General features: G+C 39.2%; 10 protein-coding genes. 5 read left to right on the top strand and 5 right to left on the bottom strand.

The genetic code is table 11. From position 1 onward, the window contains the following. Nucleotides 1-337 precede the first annotated feature (337 nt). The 3 genes from AACW45_RS06355 to AACW45_RS06345 all read right to left on the bottom strand — a co-directional run bounded on the left by AACW45_RS06355 (nucleotide 338) and on the right by AACW45_RS06345 (nucleotide 3,794). Nucleotides 338-1,576 (bottom strand): hypothetical protein, encoded by a 1,239-nt coding sequence (locus AACW45_RS06355; RefSeq protein WP_190632184.1) that lies wholly within the window; start codon nucleotides 1,574-1,576, stop codon nucleotides 338-340. A 112-nt stretch (nucleotides 1,577-1,688) separates the two neighbouring features. Further along, on the bottom strand, nucleotides 1,689-3,083 hold the full coding sequence (locus AACW45_RS06350; RefSeq protein WP_190632182.1) for a hypothetical protein: 1,395 nt from the start codon (nucleotides 3,081-3,083) through the stop codon (nucleotides 1,689-1,691). Nucleotides 3,084-3,575: 492 nt separating this feature from the next. Beyond that, the gene (locus tag AACW45_RS06345) at nucleotides 3,576-3,794 is read right to left on the bottom strand and encodes a hypothetical protein (RefSeq protein WP_190541271.1); all 219 of its coding nucleotides are present in this window, start codon (nucleotides 3,792-3,794) and stop codon (nucleotides 3,576-3,578) included. Between the two features lie 439 nt (nucleotides 3,795-4,233). Between AACW45_RS06345 and uvsE the strand changes: the two genes are divergently transcribed. Then, nucleotides 4,234-5,187, top strand: a complete 954-nt coding sequence (uvsE, locus tag AACW45_RS06340; protein ID WP_190632180.1) for a UV DNA damage repair endonuclease UvsE — start codon at nucleotides 4,234-4,236, stop codon at nucleotides 5,185-5,187. A 68-nt stretch (nucleotides 5,188-5,255) separates the two neighbouring features. Next, nucleotides 5,256-6,854, top strand: coding sequence for an Hsp70 family protein (locus AACW45_RS06335; RefSeq protein ID WP_190632178.1), 1,599 nt, complete (start codon nucleotides 5,256-5,258; stop codon nucleotides 6,852-6,854). Between the two features lie 567 nt (nucleotides 6,855-7,421). Here the strand turns inward: AACW45_RS06335 and AACW45_RS06330 are convergent. Next, nucleotides 7,422-7,619 (bottom strand): hypothetical protein, encoded by a 198-nt coding sequence (locus AACW45_RS06330; RefSeq protein WP_190632176.1) that lies wholly within the window; start codon nucleotides 7,617-7,619, stop codon nucleotides 7,422-7,424. Nucleotides 7,620-8,154: 535 nt separating this feature from the next. Between AACW45_RS06330 and AACW45_RS06325 the strand changes: the two genes are divergently transcribed. The 3 genes from AACW45_RS06325 (at nucleotide 8,155) to AACW45_RS06315 (ending at nucleotide 11,501) form a co-directional block, all read left to right on the top strand. Further along, a complete protein-coding gene (locus AACW45_RS06325; RefSeq protein WP_190632174.1) occupies nucleotides 8,155-8,991 on the top strand; it encodes a DUF2382 domain-containing protein in 837 nt (278 codons plus the stop codon). Between the two features lie 525 nt (nucleotides 8,992-9,516). Next, a complete protein-coding gene (locus AACW45_RS06320) occupies nucleotides 9,517-10,401 on the top strand; it encodes a DUF2382 domain-containing protein (RefSeq protein WP_190632172.1) in 885 nt (294 codons plus the stop codon). A gap of 185 nt (nucleotides 10,402-10,586) precedes the next feature. After that, nucleotides 10,587-11,501 (top strand): YsnF/AvaK domain-containing protein, encoded by a 915-nt coding sequence (locus AACW45_RS06315; RefSeq protein WP_190632169.1) that lies wholly within the window; start codon nucleotides 10,587-10,589, stop codon nucleotides 11,499-11,501. A gap of 80 nt (nucleotides 11,502-11,581) precedes the next feature. Here AACW45_RS06315 and AACW45_RS06310 read toward each other — a convergent pair whose 3' ends face one another. Next, complete coding sequence (locus AACW45_RS06310; RefSeq protein WP_190632168.1) at nucleotides 11,582-12,760, bottom strand: MFS transporter; 1,179 nt, start codon at nucleotides 12,758-12,760, stop codon at nucleotides 11,582-11,584. Nucleotides 12,761-12,806 lie beyond the last annotated feature (46 nt).

Genomic DNA, 12,806 nt, shown 5'->3' with positions numbered 1-12,806 from the left:
TTCAAAATTCAATACACAGGCGTAAAATCCCTCGCTTATCCCGAAATATCGCCGTCACCCTACAAGGGTGCGGCTAATGAAACAAAGCCCACGGAGGTGGGCTTCGTAATGTTAGCCCCAGGCTTCTAGCCTGCGGGCGTTAATTCGGGTATGGGAGAGAATTTTTGGCTCTAAATTGAGCGATCGCAGTAACATTGAAATCTAACACAAGGGCGGGGAAACCCCGCCCCTACCAGAATCTTATTGAGATTACGTACAAAACCTCTCAAACTCTCATTCCTCTGTGGACTCTGCGTCCTCTGCGGTTTATTTATCCATTATTCTCATGTAAGTCCCATTACAAATTACTTAAATCTTGCGCATGACCGCAATGTTTACAATGCGGTAAGTGTTTGTAGGTTAACTCGTGACAATTTGGGCACTCCATATATTGGTAATAACCGCAGTGGGGACAATGGCGATCGCCACGGCGAATTTTCTTAGCGCAGTTGATACAGCGCGAGTTTTGGACTCGATTGGCTGCTTGTAATTTTGGGTTAAAAACAAATTGCTGAAAGAACTTGATAATGAGAAATCCTACCAGGGGAATCAGCAAGATGTAAATGTAACTGATGAGGAATAATAAGCCGCCAAAAATCGCGTTAATGATATCAAACAGGAATGTAAATAATGCACCTACTTGCAGAAATTCAAATATCTTGAGAATTAAGGGAATAAAAAAGATAATTAATAAATGCCAGCTAATTAAGGCAATTAATCCATATCTGCGGCGTTGTGCATAGCTGTGAACTAAGAACGCAATCAGAATTAGTGGCAGTAAAAAGAAAGATTGGAAACTTAGTTGAATGCTAGGATACCAAAAAGCTGCTTGCTTGTAGCCTTTTTCAACTTCAGCGAATTTATTCTCATCTTTGAGGAAAGCTAGATAACTAACACTCTCAGCTTTCGCTAATAATTGATTTTTGAGATTAGTAATTTCAGCTTTCAGCGTTGCAATTTGGCGGTTGTTTGCTTCTAAATTCTGTTTAGCTTTTTCTGCAGATACTTCATTAATTGACTGTGCAGAAGACTGTCCGGCAATTTTATCTAATAGTGTGGAGTCATATTGGGCGCGAATGTTCCGATTTTTTTGCTCTAGATTACTGATTTTATTTTGCTGTCCATCGATGGTTTTAATAATTTGTTGATTGGCAGAATTTTTTACCTTATCTTTGACATCAGCGTACTGTAAGCAAGTCGGAGAAACTTTACCTAAATGTCCGGTTTCAGCTTGTTGATAAATTTGCTGAAAACTCGGCTGATTTAAATTGTATGGTAATGCTGTACGAATAATTTCATAGTCTTTACTTTGATTAGTTTTCGTGCGGTAATTTTGCCATTCAGAATAACATGGGTAAGTTTGAGCGGGGCTGAGATGCCATCTACTGATATCATCTAACCCTGTAAAGACATTAACTAAGATAAAAATATCAATCAAGATAATAACAATCAAACTGACTGTATTTAAAGGTTGGTTGTTGATTGTTCTTGATTTACGAAATATTTGATTGAATAGACGGCGAATTCTGGCGAACATTTTATTTTTTTACATAAATAATAGATAAATTAGTAGCCAGTACTTGATTCCTGACTACTAATTTATGAGAACTTCAGCAATAAACGAATGTTATTTATTTAACAGAAGCTTGTCAATGCTCTGTTGTTACAGTTTGCCAACTATACCAATGTCTGACTGCTAGCCAAACGGCTGAAAGTAGCCCAGCTAGGCTGAGTGTTAGTCCGCTATATGGTACTAATAATCCCAATACTGGTATGACAGCGCCAGCAATTGTACATAGGATCGCAGCTAGGGAAGCACGACGGTTTCCTCCCAATCCCCACATTAAGCTGAGTAAGATGAGGGAAATCATTGTCCAAACTAACACAGGACTAATTAAGCGTCCTAAATAGGTGAGAGTCAATATACAAGCAAAGAATATTCCGGCGGCGATCGCTACATTTTTTAAACTCATTGGTAGCGATAAATAAAGCAAGATAATCCACCAAATAAATACGGCTGGCGCTAGCAATAATAAACGCGGGATAATCCCTGTATTGCGAACTGGTTCAGTGTTGGTAAATACACCAAAGGGATTTTTTACAGATACATTATCATCAAATACCCAAGTAAATACAGTGCTACCTTTTTCGGTTTTCTTATTAGTAGGTGCGATGCCACTAGCAAAATTAACTGGGCTAAAGTCGGCAATTGTAGTTAAACGAAACTTAGATAATAACTGTCCAGAAGCATTATAAACCCAACGCGGCCCCCCTTGGGCTTGATAGGTAACTTTTAAGGTTGTTTCTGCACCTGGTTCTAAACGAAAGGGAAAACCATAATCGCCAGGATTTTTTTGTGGTAATTGGGTTCCGTCTCGCTCTACTTTATATCTAGCTAGTAATGAGTAACCATTAGGCGGTGGTGCTTCAAAGAAAAAGCTATTAATATCTGTGAGTGGATTATTTACTTTATATTCAGCAGTGTAATCTACTTTATAAATAGAACTGCGTCCTTTCACATCTACATCTTGATTTAGCTTTACTTGAATTTGCGAGCCAGCTAATGTTAAATAGCGATTTACTTGTTGAGTATCGTTAACTTTAACTATTTTATCTTTAACTGTAGTTGTATAAGTGTATGGTTCTTTGACTACGTAGCGTATTTGTGGCGCTGTTTGTTCTAGTTTATCGCCAGCAACGGTTTCTGCAATTTGCGCAACTCTGGCTTGTTCCCAATGATGGTAACGATTGCTTAATGTGGAACAGAGAAAAAATCCGGGAATTAAGAGTATGATAATTAAGGCTAAATGCTGTAGTCCCTTGAGAATTTGTGCGTAGTTAATCGCCCATTCATTGAAGAAAACTGTTTGTGCTGTGGGATGTCGGCGTAAGGAGAAACTGATAAGTGCGATCGCTATTCCTAAGGCTATGACTAAAAATACAATTAAGAGCGAACCTTTAAGGGCTTGCGTACCAAATTGTATCAGCTCTTGCGGATGCGTTAAATCGGGTAATCCGGGGATACCTTGAGCAGAAGGATTCATTGATGAGTATTTGGATACTTTATATCACCAGACAGATGTATTCTGGTAAAAGTTTCTCCTAAATGTGACGATTTATATACGATAAGGTATGTGGTAGGGTTTGTTATTGCTGAGGGTACGTACTTTAATCTTGATGGTGCGTCGGTGCGTTGCGCTGCGCGACAACACACCCTACATTGACTTAATTTGTATTTCCTTGGCGTACTTGGCGTCTTTTCTGCGAGACGCTGCGCGTTCACGTAGTGTCTCGTAGAGAAGGCGGTTCATTTATTCAAATTACCTGCATCTCAGCAGAGAATTTATATAAAAAATTCCATTAAAAATAGGGGTAATTCTACAATTGAGAATTACCCCTATATTGATAAATATAACTGTATTTGCTTGTTGTTTATTCGCCCTAGTCGCCATCTTTGATTGACATACCGATGATGGAAAAAAGTGTTCTCTCTCACATAACGCACCTTGTGGATTAAAGAATTACTAATTAGACAATCAAGCTTTAGATACTGGTTTTAAAAATAGCCAAGCTACAAAAAATGTCGCAGCTGTGAATAGTTGCGTTAAATCTAAAGCTGATAAATAACCATCTGCAAAGGATGCAATACTGCGATCGGTAATTCCAAATACCCAAGATGAAAGGCCAAATAGCCAAATTCCATTCTTAAAGTATCCTAGAGCATCTTTAGAGTCTGATGTCTTTTGCTCTTCCATGTTCTTCTACTCCGTTGGTGAAGAATTTGTTGTTTCACCTGAACGGTGAATCTATATCTATATTAATAAATATTTCAGGCTATTGACTAAACTGCCAAAAGACACATATCCAATCTTTGACATTCCTCCTCATGGCCTTTTTATGGCGAAAGTGTGGCAAATGCTTGAGTCATCAGGCTTGTCAAGGCTGGAAGGGTGTAAAATTATTACAATATTTCTACAATAACTATATAAAAATTTAAATTTCTTAAGAAAACATGCCTCAACAGATAGATGTGTCAGAGAAAAGATTAGCGATGCAGCAAGTACGCAAGATATAGATAGCTGTTGCTTGCTTTCTTCATCTCTCAACTTTCAGAGTTCTGTCTTTAGATACTGAGCGCCTGCAGACAGAACTTAGTTAAATCAAAGAAGCGCCAAGATTTGAGCAATGACATCAATGACTGCAATCCAGTACCAAAATTTACCGCATTTTCCCCAAGCACAAGGTTTTGTACCAGAGTTAGGGCTGGTTTGCATTACCTTTGATAAACAAGTGCGTTTTCGGACGATGACGCGCACGCACTATTTAAAACTGACAAAGGAAGAACAAAAAAACGCGCTGAGAGAACTTTATCAAAATAATTTGCAGCGCTTGCATGATGCATTATCTTTTTGCGAGGAAAACAAGATTCGCTTGTATCGCATGTCTTCGGCGTTGTTTCCTCTCAGCGATATGGAAGATGAAATTGGCGCGCAGATTTTAGAAGAAATGAGTGCTGATTTAGGCAAAATTGGCGATCGCGCACAATCTTTAAATATTCGCATGGTGCTGCATCCCGATCAATTTGTCGTCTTGAGTTCTGATTCACCGCAAGTGTTACAAACTAGTATCAAAATTTTAGAACGACATGCCCGCACGTTAGATTTATTAAACTTACCGCGATCGCCTTTTTCGTTGATGAATATTCATGGCGGTAAATCGCAACGGATAGAACAACTGGTAAAGGTAATCTCGGAATTACCTCAAGCCATTAAAAGCCGCCTTACTTTTGAGAATGACGAATACGCCTACAGCGCTAGCGAGATTTTAACAGTCTGCAAGCAAGCTGGCGTACCAATGGTTTTTGATGCGCACCATCATGTTTGTCACGAAAATCTCGATAGTTACGACGATCCTAGTGTGGCTGAGATGTTTTACGCTGCTAGAGAAACCTGGGAAAATCCAGATTGGCAATTAGTCCATATTTCCAACGGTGAGACTGCTTTTAGAGATAGAAAGCACAGCGATATGATATCCGCTATGCCTACTGTTTATTATCAAGCACCTTGGATTGAAGTTGAAGCCAAACACAAAGAAGTAGCGATCGCTAATTTGCGCTCATGGTGGTTAATAGAGAATAATCACAAATGAGTAGTTTGTTCACAGGACAGTTTCACGGGGAATTGTCCTGGTCTTGGCGCGAAGTAATAATATAAAATATGGCGATCGCAATCGATTTTGGTACTAGCAACACAGTCATTGCTCGTTGGAACCCAGTCACCCAGCAGCCAGAAACCTTGAGTCTTCCTGGTTTATCAATACAACAAAGTCTCAATCCGCCACTAATTCCCAGCTTGGTGTATGTGGAAGACGCCAGCCAAGGTAAAGTATTAGTAGGGCAACAAGTACGCGATCGCGGTTTTGACTTAAAAGGCGAATCGCGTTTTTTCCGCAGTTTTAAACGTGGTATTGGTGCAGATATTCAAGGTTTCTTACCGGAATTAGACGGAGAAATCGTTACTTTTGAGAAAGTCGGTAACTGGTTTCTCAATCAAGTAATTGCAGAATTAGCACCTTTACAAGGCGGTTTAGATTCTCTAGTTTTAACCGTACCTGTAGATAGTTTTGAAACTTACCGTCACTGGTTAGGACAAGTTTGTCAAGCCCTTCCCGTGGAACAAGTGCGGATGATCGATGAACCGACAGCCGCAGCTTTAGGTTATGGTTTAGGCGATCAAGACATTCTCTTAGTGATTGATTTTGGCGGCGGTACTTTAGATTTATCTTTGGTAAGGTTGGATCGTAGCGCCCAAGCTAATACTAAACCTGTGGGATTTTTACTTAAATGGGGTAATAAATCCTTAGGGGAAGATTCCAAGCAAAAAGTCAAAACCGCCCGCGTACTTGCAAAAGCCGGACAAAATTTAGGCGGAACGGATATTGATACTTGGATTGTCGATTATTTCGCCAAAACGCAAGATTTAGCTGTAAGTCCTTTAACTACCAGATTAGCAGAACGAGTCAAAATTCAACTGTCAACCCAAACCCAAGCTAGTGAAGTCTATTTTGACGATGAAAGTTTTGAAAGTTACGAACTCGAACTTAACCGTGAGACTTTAGAAACTATTCTCAGAGAACACGCATTTTTTGACAGACTTGATGAGTCGATGACGAGTCTGTTACAGCAAGCGCGAAGACAGGGAATTGAACTGGCTGATATTAACGCCGTGTTGTTAGTTGGTGGTACAGTGCAGTTACCTGCTGTGCAGACATGGGTAAAACAATATTTTGACGCCGAGAAAATTCGCTGCGAACGTCCCTTTGAAGCGATCGCGCAAGGTGCATTACAAATTACCCAGGGAATCGAAATTAAAGACTTTCTCTATCATAGCTATGGCGTGCGCTACTGGGATAGACGCAACCAACGCCACAATTGGCATCCAATTATTAAAGCCGGACAAGCTTATCCCATGAGCCAACCAGTAGAATTAGTACTAGGCGCATCCTTAGAAAATCAGCCCAGCATCGAGTTAATCATGGGCGAATTAGGTGCAGAAACAGGCGGTACAGAAGTTTATTTCGATGGCGATCGCTTAATTACCCGGCGTCTCGACACTGGCGCAACTAGTGTCAAACCCTTGAACGATAAAGAAGGTGCGCGAAGCATCGCCCAACTATCACCCCCAGGATTTCCCGGAAGCGATCGCATTAAAATTCAATTTCAAGTTGACGAACAACGCTTTCTGCGGATCACCGTTGAAGACTTATTAACCAACGACACCGTATTAGAAAATCAACTTGTCGCTCAATTGAGTTAAGGTTGACGGTTGACGGTTGACTGTGAACTGATGTTTGGGGGTTTCCTTTGCGATGTCTACGCATCGCCTGACATTGTTAATGTAACGCCTGACATTGGGGACTTACAAAAAATAAATTACCCATATTCCGTAGTGCGAGCGTCTCGCTCGCTTTAGAACAGCAGCGAGCAAGACTTCGGCGTGAGCGCTCAGTCGAACGCTGCTCGCACTACAAATGGATTGGGTATTTAAAAAATTGGATGTCCCTTGTTAATGTATCGACTTACATTGTTAATGTAACGCCTGACATTGTTAATGTAACGCCTAAAAACAACAATGCAACAAATACACCCCGTAGGGGCGGGGTTTCCCCGCCCATTCGCCGCCCATTCGCCCCCATTCGCCCACATTAACCGCCCATTCCCTTATTACTAATCCGCAACCAGATGATGTGAAAATTTGGAAATTGATCAACCCTAGAAGCGATTAGGTTCATCCACTCCACATACATCTGGTTGATTTACACTACTTCATCGCCACGGCTTACCCCCACATCTAGATTACAAAGGGGGTAGGAAAGATGTATTCTTAGTTATCGCTGAGATATGGTTCAAATTGTACTAGGGGTAATTCAAGCGATCGCGTTACCTCCGGCGAAACTGTATTCACAGCATTCTCAGCCAACCAAGAATTACCTTCCAACCAAGGCGTCGCCAAAGTCGCTTCCGCAATCAGCAGCACCGACGCAATCATGAAGATGAGCGTAAACAACACAGTTTTCCACATACAAACTTTGCCATTTTGATGAGTGAGGTTTTATCTTTACTCTAAACCAACTATTAATTAAATCAAAAACTGGAAATAAATCATCATAACTTTGGTAGTCTACACAACTCTTATTTAATTTTTCGCAAACAAGCCAATATTATTTCATCATTTCTTCTTATAGTCTTATCCCCATTTGATTTATATAAAGCTAAATTTGTATTCCATTTACCAAACAGTCCACAGCCAGTTGATTTAAAAATTACAGTTAGAAAGTTGATAAAAATCTTTACACTCTTTTCATCTTGCCACTTTCTGCTAAAGTCTCTCATCCTCCAGAAATACTGTTAATTAATAAAATATATTTATATATAACTATAGTTATACATAAATTAAGCATCCCAGATATATAGCTCTATCGTTCTACTTTTTAGTGCTTCAGGATGAAGTAGAAACCACAAATCTAACCAATAAATTCAGTCGCCAGCCAGAGGCAAAGAAATTCCCTAATTTCTATAGTTATGTATAGATATTTGCAGTTGCTTTTATAAAATTTATGCCTCTACATAAACTCGAAGATTTTGAGCCTAATTACCGCGAAGTTTTTGGTGGTGAAGACGTTAAAGCCTTAGAACTCTATACTGAAGGTGGTGTGAGAGTAGGTTCTGTTGCTGATGCTTTAGTTGATGACAATGGACGCTTTCGTTATCTCGTAATTGACACCAGTTGGGATAGTGGTAACAAGAAAATATTACTACCTATCGGTTTAGCGCATATTCATTATGCTGAAAACCGAGTTTATGTTGATGGATTGAGCAAAGAACAGGTGACACGTTTACCTGAATATCGCGAAAACCTTGTTGTTAACGAAGATTACGAAAAAAATGTTCGTAATGTTTATCGTTCACCCAACAGCCAACTAGCTAACACACAAGAAACATCTAATTACGTTGCGCCTGAGTTATATGAATTGAACGCTCAGGATCAACAAACCTTTAAACTATACGAAGAACGATTAATCGCGAATAAAAATCGCGTCAAAGCCGGCGAAGTTTCCGTTGGTAAGCGCATAGAAACAGAAACCGCACAAGTTTCTGTACCCTTACAAAAAGAGCGCGTTGTTATTGAAAGAGTAAATCCCACCTCCGAAACCGTAGTAGATAGCCAAAATGTAAACTTCCAAGAAGGAGAAGTAGCACGCATAGAAGTTTACGAAGAAACTCCCGAAATTCGTAAAGAAACTTTTGTTCGCGAAGAAGTTCGAGTCACAAAAGTAGTAGATAGCAACATAGTAGAAGCACAAGAAACAATTCGCCGTGAAGAGTTAGACATTGATGCTTCCGGTAATCTCGATGTCAACGAAACAAATAAGTCTAGAGATACAGCTATTTAATTAAATTTCCATTTTGTCTCAGTACATCTAGCGGAAATTGTCATTTCAATAGTGCAGGTAAACTAGATTCTTGTTTTTACCTGCACTATTAACTATTGCAATCAACTTAATTCATTACCTAACAATAACTAAATCTTTAATTAATCGTAGGGTGTGTTGTCGCGCAGCGCAACGCACCAACAAAAAATTAAAAAATTCAGGTGCGTTAGCCTACTGGCGTGTCTAGACTAAAATAGTGCATTAATAAAACTCTTGTGGGATGGGCGTCTCGCCCGTCCTGGGCGGACAAGACTTCGGCGTGAGCGCTCAGTCGAACGCTGTCCACCCCACAAGAAAATTATATTGCAACATTTTAGGCGTGTCAGTCCACTACTAAATAATTAGCCTTTAAACATCAACAAAACTCCCAAACAAATACGTCTGAAGATGATATGTAATTCAGCCAAGGGAAAGAGGAATAAAAAATCACATCAAATTAATTTAGATAATAGCCAATGAAAAGTAAAAACCTGAGGGAGAAATAAAATGGCGCTTTATAAACTACAAGATTTTGACCCTAACTACCGCGATACTTTCCAAGGAGATGATATTAAAGGACTTGGCGTATATGCAGACGGTAGAGATGAAAAAATTGGTACAGTCAGCGATGTTTTAGTAGATGATGAAGGACATTTTCGTTATCTAGTTGTTGACTTAGGCTTCTGGATTTTTGGCAAAAAAGTATTGCTACCCATTGGACGCGCTCGCATTGACTATAACGTTGATCGCGTTTATGTAATTGGTATGACCAGAGAACAAGCTGAAAATTTACCAGAATTCAACGAACGTTCAACAGTTGATTACGATTATGAAGAACGGGTACGTGGTGTATATCGCAATCCTGTAGATGCAACATCTGCTGTTGATACATCAAGACCTTTAGATGCTTCTGCACCATTAGATACAGGTTATCAACCTAATTACAACCGCGATACTTACAATTACTCTCATGAACCTGCTTTGTACAACATTAATGAGGGTGATAATCAAACTTTGAAATTGTACGAAGAAAGACTAATTGCTAATAAGAAACGCCAAAAAGCTGGTGAAGTAGCAATTGGTAAACGTGTAGAAACAGAAACCGCAAGGATAGAAGTACCTTTAGAAAGAGAACGTGTAGTGATTGAGCGCGTCACCCCCACAGACGCAGGCCATCGTGTTGCTCCTGGGGAAGCTAATTTCCGCGAAGGTGAAGTAGCTCGCGTAGAAATTTATGAAGAAACTCCTGACATTCGCAAAGAAGCAGTTGTACGCGAAGAAGTAAGAGTAACAAAAGTTGTCGAACAAGAAACTTCTGAAGCTCAAGCTACTATTCGCCGCGAAGAATTAGATGTAGATACTACAGGTGGTCTACCAATTGAAGAACGTTAATCAACATATATCGATTGTTGACTGTTGACTGTTGACAAAATGTTGAGTGTTAGGGTGGGTATTCATCTACCGAAATATCAATATGGTAGGTATTGCTCACCTTACATATACTCTTATTTGTGTAAATTATAAAAATCATTTTTGAATTAAATTATCCAAAGTTAGCAAAATAAATTTGCCACATCATGAGCCAAACTCTACTAAATAAACCGGAACTAATTAATTCAGTAAATCAGAATCAAAGAGTTAATAAACTGATAAATAATTTGAGTAGTAAAGTCAAAAATTTCGCCGTACTAGATAAAAATGGCAAACTCATAGGCGAAGTCAAAAATTTAACTTTAGATGCGGAGAATCGCCTCAACTTAGTTATCTCTCAACGAGTAGCTAACGGTCAAGAATTAACAGATAAATATAAATCATTAAAATTACGCAGCAAAAGAATTCAGAGCATTGACAATCCTACGCAATCAATTTTTGTAGATTTAGAAAAATCAGAAATAGAAAATCTCCCAGAAAATTTCGCTAGTATTACACAAGGCGGGCAGATCATGTCAGATGGGTTTAATGGACAAGTGGCTCATAACACAGCTATAAATAGTAATCGAGAACAGAATTTAGCGACTACGAATAACTCGGAGATTCAAGAACAAGAAATTATTAAATTATTAGAAGAAAGATTAGTAGTTAACAGTAGTAAACGTAAAATTGGCGATGTCATTGTCCGCAAAGAAATTGAAACGCGGATGGTACAAGTCCCCGTGCGGCGTGAGAAGTTAATTGTTGAACAAGTGGGAGAAGAAACTACACAGCTAGCAGAAATTGATTTAGGCGGAGAGGAAATAGCTGGTATTGATTTGGCGCAAGCACAGACACCAGAAATTAACAATTTAGATAATGGTTTAAATAATGGTTTAACTGTTAACGGCTTGTTTAGTTCAGCGAAAATTGCTAGCTTGCTTTTAAATGCGATCGCTCTCGAAAAGCAACCCGGTTGTCAGCAGGTACGAGTCTCAATTGTGGTTGACAACGAGGAATACCGCCAAAAATACCAAGAATGGTTCGATCGCTGTTCTCAAAATCCAGCACCAAAAGCCTAGTCCGAATTTCTCAGTCAACAGTCAACCGTCAACAGTCAACCGTCAACAGTCAGCTAGTTATAGGGTGAGCATTGCTCGCCCTAATTTTTTGGTGTATATATTTGCTGAGTAGCGATCGCTAAAAACAAAACTAAAAATGTCAGCATTCCCGCTAAATATAAAGGATAGCCATAGGTGATCGGGTTTGATTGGTTAACGAGCATCGCTGCAATTACAGGCCCCACACCATTGGCAATGCTTAAATAAGAAGCATTCAATCCTAAAGCTGTTCCCTGTTGTTGAGGTTCAGCATTCAAAGAAATGAGCGCATTTACCATTGGCTGAACCAGAGAATTAAACAGAGAAAATAGGGCGCAGACGACAACAAAATAAATCAGATTTTGCCAAACTGGCATTAAACTAAATGAAAGACTACGGATAAATAAACCCAAAAATAATATTTTGGCTAAATTAAATTTGCGCGTGAGAATTGACACGCCCCAAGTCTGCATGATCACGCCCACTAAGCCAAACCAGAGAAACATCAGCGTTAAAGTTTGACTATTTTGCCCTAACACTTTTAAAAAGTATGGTTGAAAGGCGTAAGTGAAAATAGTAAAAGTCGTGCCAATAAAAAAGTTAGTAATTAATAAAATATTGATTTTGGGCATAAACAGACCTTTAACTAAATTCCCTAAACCAATATCAAAAATATTATGGGCTTTTTCTGCCTTATTTTTTAAAGTTTCTGGTAACAAGAAAATTGTCATTAACAAAGCTACAAATGCCACTAAACCAGAAACCACAAACCCAGCACCTAAGGAAATCTGCTGTGCTAATAAACTGGTAGCAGGCCCTAAAACAAAGCCTAGCCCTAAAGCTGCGCCATAAATGCCAAAACCTTTAGCACGATTCTCCGGCGTAGTGATATCAGAAATAATCGCTTGAGCTACCGAAGCATTCCCGCCTGTAATCCCATCGAGAAAGCGCCCGAAAAAGAGAATCGCTGCTGTTGGCGCTGTACCAGCGATGATATTAGCGATCGCAGTTCCCGCTAAACTAATAATCAATAACGGCTTTCTGCCAAAGCGATCTGAGAGTTTACCAATGACTGGAGTTGCAAAAAACTGTGAGATAGAATAAATCGAAAATAATAAACTAGTTTGCAAATCACTTAATTCAAATTGTTTGCCATAGAGATAGATAATAGGAATTAAAATCGTAAAACTGAGAGAATTAATAAAGGCGATTAAAGCAGTAATCCAAAAATATCGATTCATAAACGATAGATTAGCACCTGGTTGTAATTAGTTAATTCTTGTGGTC

This window comes from Calothrix sp. FACHB-168, from assembly GCF_963889195.1.
Taxonomy (GTDB): Bacteria; Cyanobacteriota; Cyanobacteriia; order Cyanobacteriales; family Nostocaceae; genus Aulosira; species Aulosira anomala_A.
Note: the sequence above shows the minus strand (reverse complement) of the source record. Positions and strands in the feature narration are given on the sequence as shown.

Coding starts and splice junctions, on each gene's coding strand:
- AACW45_RS06355 (WP_190632184.1), bottom strand. CDS start 1,576: ATGTTCGCCAGAATTCGCCGTCTATTCAATCAAATATTTCGTAAATCA.
- AACW45_RS06350 (WP_190632182.1), bottom strand. CDS start 3,083: ATGAATCCTTCTGCTCAAGGTATCCCCGGATTACCCGATTTAACGCAT.
- AACW45_RS06345 (WP_190541271.1), bottom strand. CDS start 3,794: ATGGAAGAGCAAAAGACATCAGACTCTAAAGATGCTCTAGGATACTTT.
- uvsE (WP_190632180.1), top strand. CDS start 4,234: ATGACTGCAATCCAGTACCAAAATTTACCGCATTTTCCCCAAGCACAA.
- AACW45_RS06335 (WP_190632178.1), top strand. CDS start 5,256: ATGGCGATCGCAATCGATTTTGGTACTAGCAACACAGTCATTGCTCGT.
- AACW45_RS06330 (WP_190632176.1), bottom strand. CDS start 7,619: ATGTGGAAAACTGTGTTGTTTACGCTCATCTTCATGATTGCGTCGGTG.
- AACW45_RS06325 (WP_190632174.1), top strand. CDS start 8,155: ATGCCTCTACATAAACTCGAAGATTTTGAGCCTAATTACCGCGAAGTT.
- AACW45_RS06320 (WP_190632172.1), top strand. CDS start 9,517: ATGGCGCTTTATAAACTACAAGATTTTGACCCTAACTACCGCGATACT.
- AACW45_RS06315 (WP_190632169.1), top strand. CDS start 10,587: ATGAGCCAAACTCTACTAAATAAACCGGAACTAATTAATTCAGTAAAT.
- AACW45_RS06310 (WP_190632168.1), bottom strand. CDS start 12,760: ATGAATCGATATTTTTGGATTACTGCTTTAATCGCCTTTATTAATTCT.